The 17,364-nt window shown below is 66.2% G+C and carries 11 protein-coding genes and 2 pseudogenes; 11 read left to right on the forward strand and 2 right to left on the reverse strand.

Going from position 1 to position 17,364, the window contains the following annotated elements; all coding sequences use genetic code 11:
- Positions 1-342 precede the first annotated feature (342 nt).
- The 9 genes and pseudogenes from H3H36_RS12015 to H3H36_RS27840 form a co-directional block, all read left to right on the forward strand.
- Positions 343-873 carry a DUF4337 domain-containing protein gene (locus H3H36_RS12015; protein WP_182217786.1) on the forward strand — a complete coding sequence of 177 codons (531 nt, stop codon included), beginning with the start codon at positions 343-345 and terminating at the stop codon, positions 871-873.
- A 386-nt stretch (positions 874-1,259) separates the two neighbouring features.
- Positions 1,260-1,688, forward strand: a complete 429-nt coding sequence (locus H3H36_RS26990) for a type IV pilin protein (protein WP_182217789.1) — start codon at positions 1,260-1,262, stop codon at positions 1,686-1,688.
- A gap of 8 nt (positions 1,689-1,696) precedes the next feature.
- Positions 1,697-2,173, forward strand: coding sequence for a GspH/FimT family pseudopilin (locus H3H36_RS12025; RefSeq protein WP_182217791.1), 477 nt, complete (start codon positions 1,697-1,699; stop codon positions 2,171-2,173).
- A gap of 2 nt (positions 2,174-2,175) precedes the next feature.
- Positions 2,176-2,760, forward strand: a complete 585-nt coding sequence (gene pilV / locus H3H36_RS12030; protein ID WP_229219874.1) for a type IV pilus modification protein PilV — start codon at positions 2,176-2,178, stop codon at positions 2,758-2,760.
- Between the two features lie 10 nt (positions 2,761-2,770).
- A complete protein-coding gene (locus H3H36_RS12035) occupies positions 2,771-3,835 on the forward strand; it encodes a PilW family protein (RefSeq protein ID WP_182217793.1) in 1,065 nt (354 codons plus the stop codon).
- Complete coding sequence (locus H3H36_RS12040; protein WP_182217795.1) at positions 3,832-4,422, forward strand: pilus assembly PilX family protein; 591 nt, start codon at positions 3,832-3,834, stop codon at positions 4,420-4,422. The genes H3H36_RS12035 and H3H36_RS12040 overlap by 4 nt, the downstream gene beginning before the upstream one ends.
- A 26-nt stretch (positions 4,423-4,448) precedes the next feature.
- A complete protein-coding gene (locus H3H36_RS12045) occupies positions 4,449-7,733 on the forward strand; it encodes a pilus assembly protein (RefSeq protein WP_182217797.1) in 3,285 nt (1,094 codons plus the stop codon).
- A 132-nt stretch (positions 7,734-7,865) separates the two neighbouring features.
- Positions 7,866-10,118 carry a DUF6600 domain-containing protein gene (locus H3H36_RS27535; protein ID WP_182217799.1) on the forward strand — a complete coding sequence of 751 codons (2,253 nt, stop codon included), beginning with the start codon at positions 7,866-7,868 and terminating at the stop codon, positions 10,116-10,118.
- A 161-nt stretch (positions 10,119-10,279) separates the two neighbouring features.
- Positions 10,280-10,387: pseudogene (locus tag H3H36_RS27840) on the forward strand (SDR family NAD(P)-dependent oxidoreductase); the annotation flags it as partial.
- 217 nt (positions 10,388-10,604) lie between these two features.
- Here H3H36_RS27840 and H3H36_RS27715 read toward each other — a convergent pair.
- Positions 10,605-10,883, reverse strand: a pseudogene (locus tag H3H36_RS27715) (GH39 family glycosyl hydrolase); the annotation flags it as partial.
- Positions 10,884-11,099: 216 nt separating this feature from the next.
- On the opposite strand from H3H36_RS27715, the gene H3H36_RS12060 reads away from it, so the two are divergent.
- Positions 11,100-14,324, forward strand: a complete 3,225-nt coding sequence (locus H3H36_RS12060) for an EAL domain-containing protein (protein WP_229219875.1) — start codon at positions 11,100-11,102, stop codon at positions 14,322-14,324.
- Between the two features lie 194 nt (positions 14,325-14,518).
- On the opposite strand, the gene H3H36_RS12065 is transcribed toward H3H36_RS12060, so the two are convergent.
- Positions 14,519-15,406, reverse strand: coding sequence for a LysR family transcriptional regulator (locus H3H36_RS12065; protein ID WP_182217805.1), 888 nt, complete (start codon positions 15,404-15,406; stop codon positions 14,519-14,521).
- A gap of 267 nt (positions 15,407-15,673) precedes the next feature.
- Here H3H36_RS12065 and H3H36_RS12070 point away from each other — a divergent pair, with 267 nt between their 5' ends.
- Positions 15,674-17,359, forward strand: a complete 1,686-nt coding sequence (locus H3H36_RS12070) for a DUF1302 domain-containing protein (protein WP_182217808.1) — start codon at positions 15,674-15,676, stop codon at positions 17,357-17,359.
- Positions 17,360-17,364 lie beyond the last annotated feature (5 nt).

Genomic DNA, 17,364 nt, shown 5'->3' on the forward strand with positions numbered 1-17,364 from the left:
AGCGATAGCGTAGCGTCTGTTCACTATGACACATTTGTTGTCCGGCGCATAGATTCGGCTCGTCAATTAACTGCTCACGGCAAACTTTATGGCTGCGCTCCCCTATCGGACCGGTCGCTGTGCGGCCGCCGCGGCGTTGCCGACCCGCCACAGTCGCGGACTGCAAGCCGGACACGCTGACGGCGTGGGGCATCACCGCGGAATCGAGGTTTTGCCGCCGGGTTGGGCAAATCGTATCCAGAAGAATCGCCGCTCAGCCGGCGATTTCTTACTTCCACGTCGGTATTTTTCAGTGGGGGCCCCGTTGCTACAATGCTGCCTTTTTGCAAGTCGAGGTGAACAATGGCCGAAGAGGTAAAGGAACCCTGGTTGAATCGGATGGCGCTTGCCACCGTCGTGCTGGCCGTGTGCGCCACCTTGTCTACCTTCAAAGGGGGCGGCTATTCCACGCAGAGTGTGATCAACCAGGCATTGGCATCGGACCAGTGGGCGTTTTATCAGGCCAAGAGCACCAAGCAGCACTTATATGAGCTGCAAGCGGAGCAATTGAAATTGCAGGCGCTGGCACTGCCGGCGGCCAACCCCGCGACCGCCGCTTACGCCGCGAAAGAGGCGGAGTACCGTGTGGCCATCGGGCGCTACACGGCTGAAAAGCAGGCCATCCAGGCCAAGGCGCTCGCGCTGGAACAGCAGCGCGATGTCGCCAAGCAGCGTGGCAAGCCATTTGGCATCGCGGTGATTTTCCTGCAGGTGGCCATCCTCCTGAACTCCATCGCGGGGTTGATGAAGGCCCGGCGTATCTGGTGGGCCTCCATTCCTGTCGGGCTGTCCGGCCTGGCGTGCTTCATCGATGGTTTGCTGATGCTGGTTTGAGGCGCACGCGCGCTCGGTGCGCAATTGGCAGCGCGGCAGTGCTCCCCATCGCTTTGCCTGCCAGCATGTCCACTGTTGCCGGCGCAACACATTACCAAGCTGTAATGGCCCGAACGGCACTGGCCTGCCACGGCGGCCCTACAATCGAAGCGAGGCTGCTGTTGCCATTTGGAACCGGGCTGCATGGTTCGGCGCGCCGCCTGGCCGCTGCCGGATTCGGTTGAATGTTCACCAACAATAAAGTACGTTGTTTGAGAAGAAGTCTCATTGTCAGGAATTTGTCAGTAATTCTTCAGAGTAACGTCAGACTGTTGAGCTAGCATATTGCTTGTGAGTGTGACTATTGCTGCGGCCGCCAAAGTGCGGAGGCGGCGGGGAGCGGACAGATGCATGAGCTGAATGTGAACGGGGACGGCGGCGCCTGGCGGCGCGCTGCGCAAGGGGGATTCACGCTGATCGAATTGCTGGTGGCCATGGTTATCATCGGTATCCTGGCCGCGGTCGCCTATCCCGCCTATACCAGCCAGGTCGTCAAGTCGAACCGGGCGGCGGCGCAAGCTTACCTGCTGGACCTGGCCCAGCGCGAGACGCAATACCTGGCCGACTCCCGCAGCTATGCCGGCACCGTCGCCCAGCTCAATTTGCCCACCCCGGACGCCGTCGCGGCCAAGTACTCGATCGCGATCGCCACCCAGGATGGGCCGCCGCCCACGTTCACCATCACCGCCATGCCCCTCGCTGGTACCAACCAGCAGGCCGATGGGCCGCTGACAATCGACAACACGGGGCTCAAGACGCCCGCCGGAAAGTGGTGACGGCCGTGATGTCCGCGCGTTTCCGGCACCCCGTCGCCGATGGTGGCTTCACGCTGCCGGAGGCCCTGGTCGCGCTGGCCATCATCGCCATCCTGGCCGGCCTCGCCGCACCCTCGTTCAATCGCATCATCGCCACCCAGCGCGCCAAGAGTATCGCGGCCGACCTGATCACGGTGCTCACGCGTACCCGCAGCGAAGCGATCAAGCGCAATACGGATGTGGCGCTGATGCCAGTCAACGGCGGCCAATGGCAACAGGGGTGGGCCGTGCTCAATCCGGGCGCGGCGGGCGGCAACCTGGAGCAGCATGGCGCCATCGTCAATGCCACTGTGACCGGACCCGACAGTGTCGTGTTCCATGCCAATGGCAGGTTGCGCGGCAACACCACGCCCAGTTTCGACATCAGCGCCACCGGCAGCGCCGAGCACCGTTGCGTGATGGTGGACCTGAGCGGCCGGCCGTACGTGAAAACGGGAGGATGCTGACCATGCGCCGCCATCGCCACGCCGCGCCGGGCCGCATGGGCGGCACCACCATGATCGAGGTGCTGGTCACCCTGGTCATTCTCGCGTTCGGCTTGCTGGGCGTGGCCGCCCTGCAGGGCAAGATGCAGATGGGGACGATCGAATCCTATCAGCGCGCGCAAGCGGTGGTGCTGCTGGAGGACATGAGCGCCCGCATCCAGGCCAACGGCGCCAACGCCGCCAGCTACGCGCAGAGCACCCCGGCCGGCACCGGCGACGGCCAGCCCGACGATTGCAGCACGCTGGCGGCCGGCGCAGCGCGCGACGTGTGCGAATGGAGCAATGCCCTGAAGGGGGCGGCCGAACTGAAGGCGGGCGCCAAGGTGGGCGCGATGGTGGGCGCGCGCGGCTGCGTGCACCAGATCCAGGCGCCTGACCCCACCAAGGGCGTGTGCCGGCCCGGCATCTATCAGGTGACGGTGACCTGGCAGGGCGTACATAAGACCGTGGCGCCCGCGCTCACTTGCGCCACCGGCCTGTATGGCGACGATGGCTACCGCCGTGCCATCGCCGTGCACGTCACCATCGGCCTGCCGTCGTGCTCGTAGGAGAGACGTGATGTTCCGACCTTTGCATCAACAGCGCGGCTTCACCCTGGTCGAGATCATGGTGGCCGCCGTGATCGGCCTGATGGTGCTGGCCGCCATGACCACCATGTTCGTCAGCAATAGCCAGAGCCAGGCCGAGGTGGAGAAGTCGAACCGCCAGATCGAGAATGGCCGCTACGCGGTCCAGTTGCTCAGCGACGAGCTGCGCAACGCCGGCTACTACGGCGAGTTCGATCCCACCGTGCTGGCCAAGCCGGCCGCGCTGCCCGACCCGTGCTCGGTGGTGGTGGCCGACCTGCAGGCCGCCTTGCCACTGTATGTGCAAGGTTATGACAACGTGGCCGCCGGCCAGCTCAACTGCGTGCCCGATGTGCGGCAGGGCACGGACATGATCGTGGTCCGGCACGCCAGCTCCTGCCTGACGAGCGACCCTGACTGCGAGGTCAACAGCGCCGGCGCGCCCTGGTTCCAGGCTTCGCTGTGCGGCAACCTGAGCGAACTGGGCTCGGGCAGCAGCGCCGACTTCTATGCGCTGGGCGCCACCGCCGCCGACATGACGCGCCACCAGCGCGACTGCACGGCCACGGCCGGCAGCGGCACGGCGGCCGTGGTGCGCTACCTGGAAATCCACGTCTACTTCATCGCCAACAGTGATAACGCCGGCGACGGCATCCCCACCCTCAAGCGGGCCGAGATCGTCAACAATGGCGGCGTGCTGTCCGTGGCCATCGTGCCGCTGGCCGAAGGCATCGAGAATGTGCAGCTTGAGTACGGGCTCGACACCAATAGCGATGGCGCCACCGACGCCTACACGCCCGATCCGGCCAGCTATGGCGGTTGCGCCACCGCCGCCTGCGCCATCAACAACTGGACCAACGTGGTGTCGGCCAAGGTGCACGTGCTGGCGCGCAATATCGAGCCGAGCGGTGGTTATACGGACAGCAAATCCTATGTGCTGGGCCGGAACGCCGACGGCACGCCCAACGTGGTGGCGGCCAGCAACGACCATTACAAGCGCCATGCGTTCGACGCGACCGTGGTGTTGACCAATCCAGCCGGAAGGAAAGCGCCATGATCGCCCGTCGCCGCCCATGCCGGCCCGCGCGCGCCCGCCAGCGCGGCTTCACCCTGATCGTGGCGCTGGTGATGTTGTTGCTGATCACCATGCTGGCCATGACCAGCTTCAACCTGGGCAAAAGCAACCTGCAAGTGGTGGCCAATATGCAGCACCGCAATGAGGCGATCGCGGCAGCCGACCAGACGCTGGAAGAGGTCATCAGCAGCACCCAGTTCTTCACTACCCCCACCGATGCCGTGCCGTCACCGTGCAATGGCACGCCCAACACGCGCTGCGTCGACAGCAATGGCGATGGCAAGCCCGATGTCACCGTCGCCATCACGCCGGCGCCCAAATGCGTCAAGGCCCAGGCCATCAAGAACGCGGCGCTGGACTTGAGCAAGTCCGAGGACGTGGGCTGCGCGCTGGGCGCCAGCCAGAGTTTCGGCGTGGCCGGCAGCGTCACCGGCGATTCGCTGTGCGAGGACAGCGTGTGGGAAGTGCATGCGGTGGCCACCGACACGGTGACGGAGGCGGCGGTCGAAGTCACCCACGGCGTCGCCGTGCGGGTCGCGAAAGATGATGTGGCAACCAGCTGTCCGTGACAGCCGTTCCTGACATGAGGTGCAAGATGAAGCCGTTCACCGTTCCCCCCCTGCGCAGGCTGTGCCTGTGGCTGGCCCTGGCCGCGCTGCCGTCCTGCGCGCTGGCCGAGGATATCGATATCTTCACGGGCGCCTCGGCCGGCAGCGCCATCAATCCGCGCATCCTGATCGTGCTCGACAATACGGCCAACTGGTCGCGCCAGAGCCAGCAGTGGCCCGGTGGCGTCCAGCAGGGCCAGTCGGAGGCCAACGCCATCAAGACCGTGGTCTCGACATTGAACAGCACGGTCAACCTGGGCTTGATGGAATTCGTCACCGGCGGCACGGCCAACCAGAACGGCGGCTATATCCGCTTCGCCGTCAAGCCGATGACGGCCGCCAACCAGACCGCCTTCAGCAGCGCCCTGACCACCATCTACAACAACATCACCACGCCCAACGAAAAGCGCAACGCCAACACGCCGTACGGCAACCTGATGTATGACGCCTACAATTATTTCGCCGGCGCCAATGACTATTCGCCCACAGCCATCGTCACCAGCCTGGCCGACGCCGCTGGCTATGCCGTGCCCTACACCCGGTTCGCCGCGCCCCTGACGGCGGATGACACGTGCGGACGCAGTTTCATCATCTTCATCGGCAATCCGGACGCGCGCGGCCCGACGGCCGACGATGCGGCCAACACGGCGGCCCTGACGGCGCTGGGCGGCGTCAGCAAGCAGCTGGGCTTGCCCAATTTCACCACCAGCTCCACCAGCCAGTCCGCCAATCTGGGCAATACCCTGCAGTGCTACAGCAGCGCCAACGCGGCCCAGGCCGGCCTGGCCGACTATGCGACCCAGTGCGCCAGCTACACCCAGGGGTGCAGCATCGGCGCCGCCACCAGCGGCACCCCGGCGTGTTCGCGCAACACCAGCCTGTACAGCGTGATCGGCACCAACACCACCATCACCAACACGCCCACCGGCACCAGCACGCTCGACAACAACCCGTTCAACGCCGACGAGTGGGCCCGCTTCATGCATGACAAGGGCGTGCCCGTGGCCGGCACCACCATCCGGCCCTATGTCACCACCTACACCATCGACGTCTACAACCAGCAGCCCAACGCGACCCATACCTCTTTGCTGATGAGCATGGCCAAGGCGGGCGGCGGCAAGTATTTCAACGCCACCAACGAGCAAGCCATCGTGGCGGCGCTCAAGCAGATCCTGGTCGAGATCCAGGCCGTCAACTCCACGTTCGCCTCCACCAGCCTGCCCGTGAACGCGACCAACCGTTCGCAGAACGAGAACCAGGTCTTCATCGGCATGTTCCGGCCCGACGCGGACGCCAAGCCGCGCTGGTTCGGCAACCTCAAGCGTTACCAGCTGGTGGCCAATGGCGCCGGCATCGACCTCGGTGACGCCACCGGCACGCTGGCCGTCAATCCGCTCACCGGCTTCATCACGCCGTGCGCGGCCAGCTACTGGACCAGCGACAGCGGCAGCTATTGGAGCGGCCTGGGCCTGAACCCCGATCCGGCCAGCGGTTGCAGCACCAGCGCGCAGGATCCGTATTCGGACTTGCCCGATGGTCCCCAGGTGGAAAAGGGCGCCGTGGCGGAAGTGCTGCGCAAGGGCAACCAGCCGCCCGGCACCAACACCACGCCAACCTGGGCCGTCAACCGCAATATGTACACGGCCTCCGGCACCAGCCTGACCAGTTTCAGCACGGCCAGTTCCGGCCTGTCCGACCAGCTGGTGCGCTTCATCCGCGGCGAGGACGTCAACAACGAGAAGGGGACGGGCGCCACCAGCACCACGCGGCCCTCCATCCACGGCGACGTGATCCATTCGCGGCCCTTGCCCGTCAACTATGGCGGCAGCGGGGTGACCGTCTTCTATGGCGCCAACGACGGCACCTTCCGCGCCGTGGACGCGGGCACGGGCGCCGAGCGCTGGTCGTTCGTGGCGCCGGAATTTTTCTCCCGGCTCGGCCGGCTGATGAGCAACAGCCCGCTGGTGGCCTATCCCAACCTGGCCGCCGGCATCGTGCCCACGCCCCAGAAGAAGGATTATTTCTTCGACGGTTCTACCGGCGTGTACCAGAACCAGGACAGTTCCAGGGTGTGGGTGCTGCCTACCATGCGCCGCGGCGGACGCATGATCTACGCGCTCGACGTGAGCAACCCGGCCACGCCGGTGCTCAAGTGGAAGGCCGGTTGCCCTGACCTGGCCGATGACAACAACTGCACCAACGGCATGAGCCAGATCGGCCAGACCTGGTCGACCCCGTCCGTGGCCTTCATCCGCGGCTATTCCACCACCCAGCCGGTGGTGGTGGTGGGCGGCGGCTACGACGGCTGCGAGGACGCCGACACCACCACGCCCGCCTGTGGTTCCACCAAGGGCGGCATGGTCTATATCCTTGACGGCAACACGGGCGCGGTGATTGCCTCGTTCGCCACCACCCGCGCCGTCGCCTCCGACATCGCCATGGTCGACATCGACAATGACGGCATGCCCGATTACGCCTACGCGGCCGACACGGGGGGCAATATCTACCGCATCGATTTCGTCGCCAATCCGGCTTCGGTGGCGCCGCTCAAGAGCGGCAACTGGAGTTTGCACCGGGTGGCCTACACCAATGGCGCCGGCCGCAAATTCCTGTTCGCGCCGGCCCTGCTGGCCGTGTCCGGCAAGGTCTACGTGGCCATCGGCAGCGGCGACCGCGAGCATCCGCTGCAGTCGCAATATCCCTACAGCTCCGTGACCAACCGCTTCTATGTCTACAAGGATGACTTGAGCAGCAACGCCAGCACCCCGGCCAGGAATCTCGATACCGACCTGATCGACTACACCACCAACACCACCTGCGACACCACGTCCGTGCTGCCCAATTCCAACCTCAATGGCTGGTACATGAACCTGAATCAGTTCGGCCAGGGCGAGCAGGTGGTCACCTCGGCCCTGATCGCCAGCGGCATGGTCACGTTCAGCACCAACCGCCCCGTGCCGGCCGTTGCGGGCACCTGCGCCACCCCGCTGGGCAAGGCGGAGGGGTATTGGGTCAACCTGTTCAACGGCTCGGGCGGGATCGACACGGCCGGCACCTGCAACGGTGCGCGCGCCAGCGAGTTCGTGGGCGGCGGCCTGCCGCCATCGCCGGTCATGGCGACCGGGGTACCCGTCAACGGGCGCCCGGTGTCGGTCGTCATCGGTGCCGTGCAGCGCGATGGCAGCACCAGCGCCGCCATCAGCCCGCAGAAGGTACGCCCGGCCATCGCCTCCAAGCGCAGGCGGGTCTATTCCACCGTGTCGGGCCAGTGAGGGCGGGGGCGTCCAGAGCTGGAATATCGGTCGGACAGGTCGCCAGTTGATGGTTTGTTAGGCCGCGTACAGAAGTTTTCCATCGCATGCCTTATGTTGATAGATCATACATGAGGCAGATGGGAAACCACCATGAAAACGCGCAGAGAGCATTGCCGCCTGTCCCTGGTTGCCGTAGCCATCGCACTGACATTTTCCGTTGGCACGGCGCTGGCGGATCCGCCCCGGCGTGTGGCGCGGCTGGCCTACGTGGACGGACCGGTCAGCCTGGCGGTGGCCGGCAGCAAGGACTGGGTGCAGGCTGGCATCAACCGCCCCCTGATGCCGGGCGATCGCTTGTGGGTCGCTGCCGGCGCCCGCGATGAGGTGCAGATAGGCGGTGCCGCATTGCGCATGGACGCCAGCACGCTGGTGTCCGTCCTGAACCTCGATGACCGCACCGCGCAGTTCCAGCTGACGCAGGGTCGGGCCTATCTGCGCGTGCGCCGGCTCGGCCCGGGCGAGGTGCTGGAAGTGGATACGCCCAACCTGGCGCTGACGATACGCCGGCCAGGCGTGTACCAGCTGGAAGTTGATCCGAACGGCGCTTCCACGGTGGTGGCGGTGCGCGGCGGCCAGGCCGAGGCTTATGGCGAGGGTAACGCCTACCTGATCGATCCGGGCCAGTCCTACCGCTTTGGCGGCACCAACCTGCAGGACTACCAGTATGCGTCAGCGCCGCCCGATGATGATTTTGAACGCTGGGCCGCGCAGCGTGACCAGCGCCACGACAGGGCGGTGACGCGCCGGTATGTGTCGCCCGAGCTGATTGGCTATGAGGATCTGGACGATCAGGGCAGCTGGCACACGGTGCCGGAGTACGGCAGTGTGTGGACGCCGGCGCACGTGGCGCCGGACTGGGCACCGTATCGCGATGGGCATTGGAGCTGGATCGCCCCCTGGGGATGGACCTGGGTCGACGATGCGCCCTGGGGCTTCACGGTATCGCACTACGGCCGCTGGACTCACCTCGACGCGGGCTGGAGTTGGGTGCCCGGACCGGCGCTGGAACAGCCGGTGTACGCACCGGCACTGGTGGCGTTCGTCGCTGGCGCGGCATTGGCGCTGGCGGCCGACCGCGGCCCCGGTGTGGCCTGGTTCCCGCTCGGTCCGCGGGAGGTGTACCGGCCGGCATACCAGGCCAGTCCTGCCTATATCACCAAGGTCAATGTCAGTAACACGGTAATTAACCGGAGTGAGATCAATCAAGTGGTCAACGTGACCAACGTGACCAACGTCAACTATGCCAACCAGCAGGTGCCGGGCGCGATAACGGCCGTGCCGGCGCAAGCCTTCGTGCGCGCGCAGCCGGTGCGCCAGGCCGCGCTGCCGGTACGCTGGCAAGCGTTGGCGGCGGCGCCAGTGACAAATAAGGTGGCGTTGGCGCCGCAGGCGCTGAGCCGGGTGATGAACCGCCCGGCGCGCAGCACGCCGTCACCGGCGGTCATGGCGCGCCAGGTGATCGCGCACACGCCGCCTGTGGTGCCGCCCATGCGCGACGTAGCACCGCCACACCCCGCAGCGCGCCCAGCGACGGTGGCGCTGGCCGCAACCGCGCCGCGGGTGAAGCTGCTGCCGCCCTTCAAGCCGGGACGGCCACTGGCGCCGCTACCACCCCCGACCAAACCGGCGGTGGCGACCACGCCGGGGGCCGCGCAGCGTGCGGCCGGCGCGCTGCCGCAAGCGGCGCCGCCGCCGGTCGTGGCAGGACATGCGCAAGTGGCGCGCCCGCCGGAGGCTGCCCATTCCGCACAGGCCGCGCATCCGCCACAGGGTGGGCAGCTGCCCGCCGTCGCCGCGCAACCGCCACGTTCGATCCCGCCACAACATGCCGAACCACGGCCGCAGGCGCCGCCGTCGCAAGGTCAGGCGCAAAATCTGGCGCAAGGTCCGGCGCAAAGCCCGCCAGCGCGGCAGGCGCGCGTGGAGGCGCCGCATCCTCCTGAACCGGCGCGACCTGCGGCGCAGCCGCCGCGCGAGCTGCCGCACCAGCTGGCACAAGCCAGACCTGTGGCGCCGCCGCACCCGCAATCGCCGGCACATCCCGCGCCGTCACATGCCGTACCGCCGCGCGAGGTGCAGCACCAGCCGCCCCAGGCCCGGGCCGCCGAGCCGCCCCATCCTCCGCCAGTGCATGCTGAGCCGCCTCATGCCGTGCCGCCGCGCGAGGTGCAGTACCAACCGCCCCAGGCCCGGCGGGCGGAGCCGCCGCACGCGCCGCCAGAGGGGCACCGGCCGCCGCCGCCGCCGCCACCTGGCGCGCAGCAGCAGCACCCGGCGTCCGTCAAGGCAGCTGATCATCACCCGCCATCGGAAAAGGCCAGGCGCAAGGACGAGCAGCAGTGAGCGTCCCGCATATTGAAGTGCAGTCTTGCGCATGGGTACGCGGCGCCGTGACGGTGCCGGACGCGATATCCTGGGTGGGGAAGCTGAGGAAGTGCCGCCGGTGCGGTGAGATGCGCCGGCGTCGCTTGCGCGATGTTCGGTTGCGCAGGGAGAAACCAACCATGCGCCAGGAAATCGTGGTGATCACCGGGGCCTCGGCCGGCATGGGCCGGGCGACGGCGATCGAATTTGCCAGGCACGGTTGGCCCGTGGCCCTGCTGGCGCGCGACGCGGGCGTCGTCGTCCAGGTCGGTTCCGCGCTCGCTTAGCGTCCCCGCTTGCGGGGGTAATGCCAGTTCCAGCGCGAGGCCGCCGTCGCCGTGCGTCCACGGCAGCGGTGCCGGCTGCAACTCGGCCGCGTCGATCCCGAGCAGGAAGTCGAACACCTGGTCGAGGTTGAAGAACGAGTACAGCATTTTCCGGGTGGCAGATCAGCGTGCCCATGTCGTCCGACAGCAGGCCGTGAAAGCGTACCTGGCGCACGCCCAGCTCGGCGTGCGCGCGGCGCAACCGGGCCTGCCAGTCGGCGCGCAAGGCCAGCGGCGCATGGCCGCTGCCCACGCATTCTTCCCACACATGGTGCAGCGGCGTTGCCGCCGCCGATACCTCGCATTCGAACGTCACCGTCATGCCGGCTCCGCCGTGGCCCGGTGCTGGCGCCGGGTTGCGACGATTATCCATCGACGCGCGAAAGCGGCGCGCACGTGACGGCGCCGGGAGTGGCATGGGCGGCCGCGCCACGACGGCCACGCTTGCAGGCCCGGCCAGACCGGCACCACGTTTGCGGGCGTTCTGCTATGATCGATTACATCACGCTTTCCTCGGAATGCGGTGCGCCATCGCGTCACTTTCGGGGCTGTGGCCAATGTTCTGGACAGATCGCCGATGGATCAGCGTAAGCAACGAGGCAGGCCGGGTCGCAGACCCTACACGGTTGGAAAATTGGTCCGGCGCCCGGCGCCGTCCCCTACTGAAACCCCGGGGTTCGACCAGCTCTTTGCGCACAGTCCCTACCTGGCATTCCTGCTCAACGTCGATGGCCGGCTGCTGGCCATCAATCCTTATGGCCGCGGGCTGCTTGGTCCGGCGGCGGTGGTGGGCGCCTGTGCGAGCGGCCTGTACGCGCCGTGGGCGGCCACCGTCGTCCTGGACGACGCGCTGGCTTTGTCCAGGATAAACGGCTTCTGGCGCGGCGAGCTGGACATGCTGGACGGGCAGGGCGGCGTGCTGGCCATGTCGCAGCTGATCGAATGGCGCGCCGGCGCCGACGGCGCCGGCCAGTTCCTCTGCCTGTCGTTCGACCTGGCCGACTATGACGTGTTCGAATCGCAGCTGCGCTTCAAGCGCCTGTTCGACCAGCACCCGCATCCCATGTGGGTGTATGAGCTGGCCAGCCTGCGCTTCCTGGTGGTCAACCAGGCCGCGATCCGGCAATACGGCTATTCGGAGGCGGAATTCCTGGCCATGACCATCGAGGACATCCGCCCGCCGGAGGAGTTGCCGCGCCTGCAGGACAACCTGGCCGGCGCACCGCGCCGCGGCGCCGAGCGGGCCGGTTGCTGGACCCACCGCCGCAAGGATGGCAGCCTGCTCCAGGTCGAGGTGTCGTCGCATTCGGTCACCATCGCCGGCAAGGCCGCGCGTTTCGTGCTGTGCCATGACGTGACGGCGCAGTTGCGCACGGAGGCGGCGCTGTACGCATCGCGCGAACTGAAGCAGCTGATCATCAACCAGATGCCGCACCAGATCTTCTGGAAGGACCTGGCGGCGCGCTACCAGGGCTGCAACAGCGTGTTCGCGCGCGCCGCCGGGCTGGCCCGCAACGAGGACGTGGTGGGCAAGACCGATGACGATTTCCCGTGGTCGCACAACGCCCCCCGCATCCGCGCCGACGACAGCGCCATCGTCAGCACCGGCCAGCCCTTGCTCAACCGCGAGGAATACATGGACCAGCCCGATGGCCGCCACTGGTACCTGATCAACAAGGCGCCGCTGCACGACCGCGCCGGCGCCATCATCGGCGTGCTGGGCACCATCGAGGACATCAGCGAGCGCAAGCGGGCGGAACTGGTCATGCAATTGCAGGCGCGGGCGCTGGACGCCAGCGTCAACGCCATCGCCATCGTGGCCAGCACGCCCGAGGGGGACCAGATCGAGTACGTCAATCCGGCCTTCGTCCAGCTGACCGGCTATGGCGAGCAGGAAGTGCGGCGCCGCAGCCTGCTGCTGCTCGACGGCGATGGCGACCCGGCCCAGCACGCGGCGCTGCGGGCGGCGCTCGATTCGCCGCACGAAGCGACCATCCTGCAGCGCTACCGCGACAAGCACGGCCAGCTGTTCTGGGCCAAGCTGCACGTGGCGCCCGTGCACGCCTACGACGAGCACGTGAGCCACCACGTGTGCGTGCTGACCGACATGACCGATACCATGCGCTACCAGCAGCAGCTCGAGCACCAGGCCAGCCATGACGCCCTCACCGATCTGCCCAACCGCAACCTGCTGGCCGACCGGCTGGAGCAGGCCATCGGCTATGCGCAGCGCTACCAGCACGCCGTGTGGATCGCCTTCATCGACCTGGACAACTTCAAGCTGGTCAACGACAGCCTGGGGCACCAGCAAGGCGACGTGCTGCTGCGCACCGTGGCCGCGCGGCTGCGCGCGTGCGTGCGCGACAGCGACACGGTGGCGCGCCTGGGCGGCGACGAGTTCACGCTGCTGTTGATGGAAACGCCCGAAACGCCGGCTGCCGCCAGCCTGCTGCGGCGGGTGCTGGAGGCGGTGACGGCGCCCGTCACGCTGGATGGCCGCCAGCACACCATCACCTGCAGCATCGGCGTCAGCGTCTGCCCGCAGGACGGGGTCGACGCGCAACAGCTGCTGCGCCAGGCCGACCTGGCCATGTACCGCGCCAAGGAGGCGGGCCGCAACCAGATCCAGTTCTATGAGGCGGCCATGCACGCCCGCGTCCACGAGCGCACCCTGATCGAGGCCGAGCTGCGCCACGCGCTGGAACGGGGCGAACTGAGTCTGCACTACCAGCCCAAGCTCAGCCTGCGCTCGGGCGAGATGCTGGGCCTGGAGGCGCTGCTGCGCTGGCAGCATCCGACGCTGGGCATGGTGGCGCCGGCCCGCTTCATCAGCGTGGCCGAGGAGACGGGCCTGATCGTGCCGATCGGGCGCTGGGTGGTGCGTGCGGCCTGCCAGCAAAACCAGGCCTGGCAGCGGGCCGGGCTGGCGCCGCAGCGCATCGCCGTCAACCTGTCGATGCGCCAGTTCAGCGATCCGGGCCTGGTCGACGGCATCATCGCGGCGCTGGCCGACAGTGGCCTCAAGCCGCACTTGCTGGAATTGGAGCTGACCGAAAGCCTGATGATGCACAACGTGGACGCGGCCGTGGAAGTGCTGGCGCGGCTGAAGAAGCTGGGGGTAGCGCTGTCGATCGACGACTTTGGCACCGGCTATTCCAGCCTGGCCTACCTGCGCCTGTTCCCGGTCGATTACCTGAAGATCGACCAGAGCTTCGTGCGCGACATGCTGGGCGACCCCAACGTGGCGGCCATCGTGCGCTCCATCATCGCGCTGGCGCACAGTCTCGATTTCAAGGTGGTGGCCGAGGGTGTCGAGACGGAGGCGCAACTGGCCTACCTGCGCCGCTACCAGTGCGACGAAATGCAAGGCTATCTGTTCAGCCGCCCCTTGTCGGCCGACGGCATTGCCGGGCTGCTGCGGCAGGAGGCCGGCCTGCCGGCCGCCGTCCAGGGCGGGGAAGGGGAGCGCACGCTGCTGCTGCTCGATGACGAGCCCAACGTGCTATCCGCGCTGACCCGCTTGCTGCGGCGCGACGGCTACACCATCCTGCGCGCCACCACGGCCGACCAGGCGTTCGAACTGCTGGCCATCCACGAGGTGCAGGTGGTGGTCAGCGACCAGCGTATGCCGGGCATGCACGGCACCGAGTTCCTCAGCCGCGTCAAGCAAGTGTATCCGGGCACGGTGCGCATCATCCTGTCGGGCTACACGGAACTGGAATCGGTGCTCAACGCCATCAACTGCGGCGAGATTTACCGCTTCTACACCAAGCCCTGGGACGACATGGAGATGCGCGACAACATCCGCGAAGCGTTCCAGTACCACCAGCTGATCCACGGCCAGCTCAGCACCGATTGAGCCCAATTCGGTGTCCAATTCGGTGTCAGGTCTGTCATTCGGACACGAAGACCGCACCTTTGCGTTCGATCAAGCGGCGTCGATATCACTTCTGATAGAAACCGCTCACTGAATCCACCTCGATAATCGCAATGCGCGCTACCAGAAAAATCAAAGATATGCACCGGCTGTCCGAATGACAGACCTGACACCGGTTATACGCCGCCATCCGCCCGGACGATCTCCAGGAACGCGGCCAATATCGGCGACACATCGTCCTCCCGGTAGATGCAGCTCAGGTCCACCACCGCATGCGGCGCGTTCTTCAACGGCCGGTAGACCACGCCCGGCAGACGCAAACTCGTGGCTGATTCCGGCACCAATGCCAGTCCGAAGCCACTGGCCACCAGCGCCACGCCCGTCACCGCATCACCCGCTTCCTGCGACACGTTGGGCACATAGCCTTCCTGCCGGCACAGGTCCATCACCCGGTCGATGAAATTGGGTTTGACGCCGGTGGGGAACATCACCATCGGGTGGTTCTTCAGCGCCGCCAATGGTATCGACTCCTCGGCCACCAGCGGATGCCCTTCCGGCAGCGCCACCAGCAGCGGTTCGGTCTTGACCAGCTCGATGCGAATGCCCGGGATACTCTCCAGCATGCGGTTGAAGCCAATCGTGATGCGGCGCTGGCGCAGCGCTTCGATCTGCTCGGTCTTGTTCATCGTGTGCAGCACGATGTTCACGTCCGGGTAGGCCGTGCGGAAGCTCAGCAGCAGCTTGGGAATCATGGACAGCACGCCGGAGCCGAAAATGCCCACGTCGATCCGTCCCAGCTTGCCCTGCGCGGCGCGCTGGGTGCGCTCGACCGCCTGTTCCACCAGCGACTGGATGTTCAGCGATTCCTGCAGCAGCAGTTCGCCGGCCTGTGTCAGCGTCACCCCTTTGGCCGTGCGCTCGAACAGGGGCGCGCCGATTTCCTCTTCCAGTTGCTGGATCTGGCGCGTCAACGGCGGTTGCGAAATGTTCAATGCGAGCGCGGCGCGGCCGAAATTGAGCTCCTGCGCGACGGCGACGAAGTATTTGATCTGTCGAAAATTCATGCTGGCCTTTGGGTGAGGGCGATCCGGTGCCGCGTGGCGGCGCCGCGACGCATGCCGATGGCGTCGCGTCTGGCGGCCAGCCATTTTACGCGCGATTTAGAGAGGAAACGTGCGAGTCATACCTTTTTCGTATCAAGTAGGCGTTCAGAAGGCATTGGACGCTCATTTTTTCGCAACATACCATGCAAAAAGTCCTGAAGTTTCGGGCCCGTCCGCGGCCTGCAAGCGTAGTTGGGAACCAAAAAAAGAGATTTCAACGGAGGAGACATGAGTAACAAGAATGCAGTTTCTGCAGGCGGCTTTGCGCTCGCGGCCGGCGTGGCCGCCATCCTGCAGATGGCGCAAGCCCAGGCAGGAACCATCGAAACGGGCCAGCCTGACCTGAAGGTGCGCTGGGATAACACCTTCAAGTATTCCGCCGCCTTGCGCGTGAAAGACGCCAGCCAGAACGTGGCGGCGTCGTACGCCAATCCCAACGTGGACGCCGGCGACCTGGCCCTGGACAAGGGCTTGATCAACAACCGCGTGGACTGGCTGACGGAACTCGACGTGGCCTACCAGGGCATGGGCGCGCGCGTGTCCGCCGCCGCCTGGTACGACACGGTCTACAACAAGAGCAGCAACGATTTCCCTGTCTCGATTCCCTTCCCGAACACGGCCAGTGCCCTGGCCGGTGGCCCCAACAACGTGTTCACGCCCGCAGCCAAGAAGCTGATGGGCCGCAAGGCTGAACTGGCCGACGCCTTCATCTACGGCAGCACCGACATCGGCGATGGCATGGGCCTGAGCGGCCGCATCGGCCGCCATACGCAGCTGTACGGCGAAACGCTGTTCCTGGGCGCGAACGGCATCGCCTACGCCCAAGGCCCGGTGGACCTGATCAAGCTGTTCTCGCTGCCTGGCGTGCAGTTCAAGGAAATCGCGCTGCCGGTGGGGCAGGTGTCGGGCAATCTGCAGATCAATTCTGATTTGTCCGTTGGCGCGTACTACCAATACCAATGGCGTCCATTGCGCCTGCCGGCGGCGGGCAGCTACTTCAGCCCCGCCGATTTCGTGGGCGATGGCGCCGATCTGCTGCTCACGCCCGTGGGCGGTGCGGCCAGCCGCACGCATGACCTGGAAGGCCGCGATTCGGGCCAGTTCGGTGCGCGCGTCAAGTTCAAGGTGCCGGGCAGCGATGTGGAATATGGCCTGTACGCGGCCAAGTACGACGACAAGTCGCCCATTCCCGTGCTGACCGTGACCGAACCGGGCGCCTACAACGGCGGCACCTATCGCCTGATGTACGCGCAGGACGTGAAAGTCTACGGCGCCAGCTTCTCGACCCTGATCGGCGAAACCAACGTGGGCGGCGAAATGTCCACCCGCCGCGACACGCCGCTGGCGCCGCTGGGCGACCTGGTGATCAACTTCGATCCCACGGCCGACAACCGCAAGAACTCGCCGTACGCGATCGGTAACAGCTTCCACGCCAACCTGTCCGCCATCACCGTGCTGGCCGCTAATCCGCTGTGGGACGCGGGCAGCTTCGTGGGCGAACTGGCGTTCAACCGCCTGCTGAGCGTGACGCGCAACCCCAGCAATCCCCTGTTCGCCAACGGTGTGCTGAACACCACCCACACCCGCGATGCCTGGGCCATGCGCATGGTGTTCCAGCCTGAGTACTTCCAGGTGATGTCCGGCCTTGATCTGCAAGTGCCGATTGGCCTCGGCTACGGCATTTCGGGCCGTTCGGCGGTGTTCCAGGTGGCGCCTGAACATGGCGGCGACCTCAGTATCGGCGCCAACTTCGATTACAAGAAGACCTGGCGCGCGGGCGTGCAGTTCACGCACTACATCGGCGCCGCCGGCGCGGCTCCGTCCCTGAACGCCGCCACCAACACCCAGGCCAGCTATCAGCAGTACTACAAGGACCGGGATTTCGTGACCTTCTCGGTCCAGCGCACCTTCTAATTACA

The sequence above is a fragment of the Rugamonas fusca genome (assembly GCF_014042365.1).
Taxonomy (GTDB): Bacteria; Pseudomonadota; Gammaproteobacteria; order Burkholderiales; family Burkholderiaceae_D; genus Rugamonas; species Rugamonas fusca.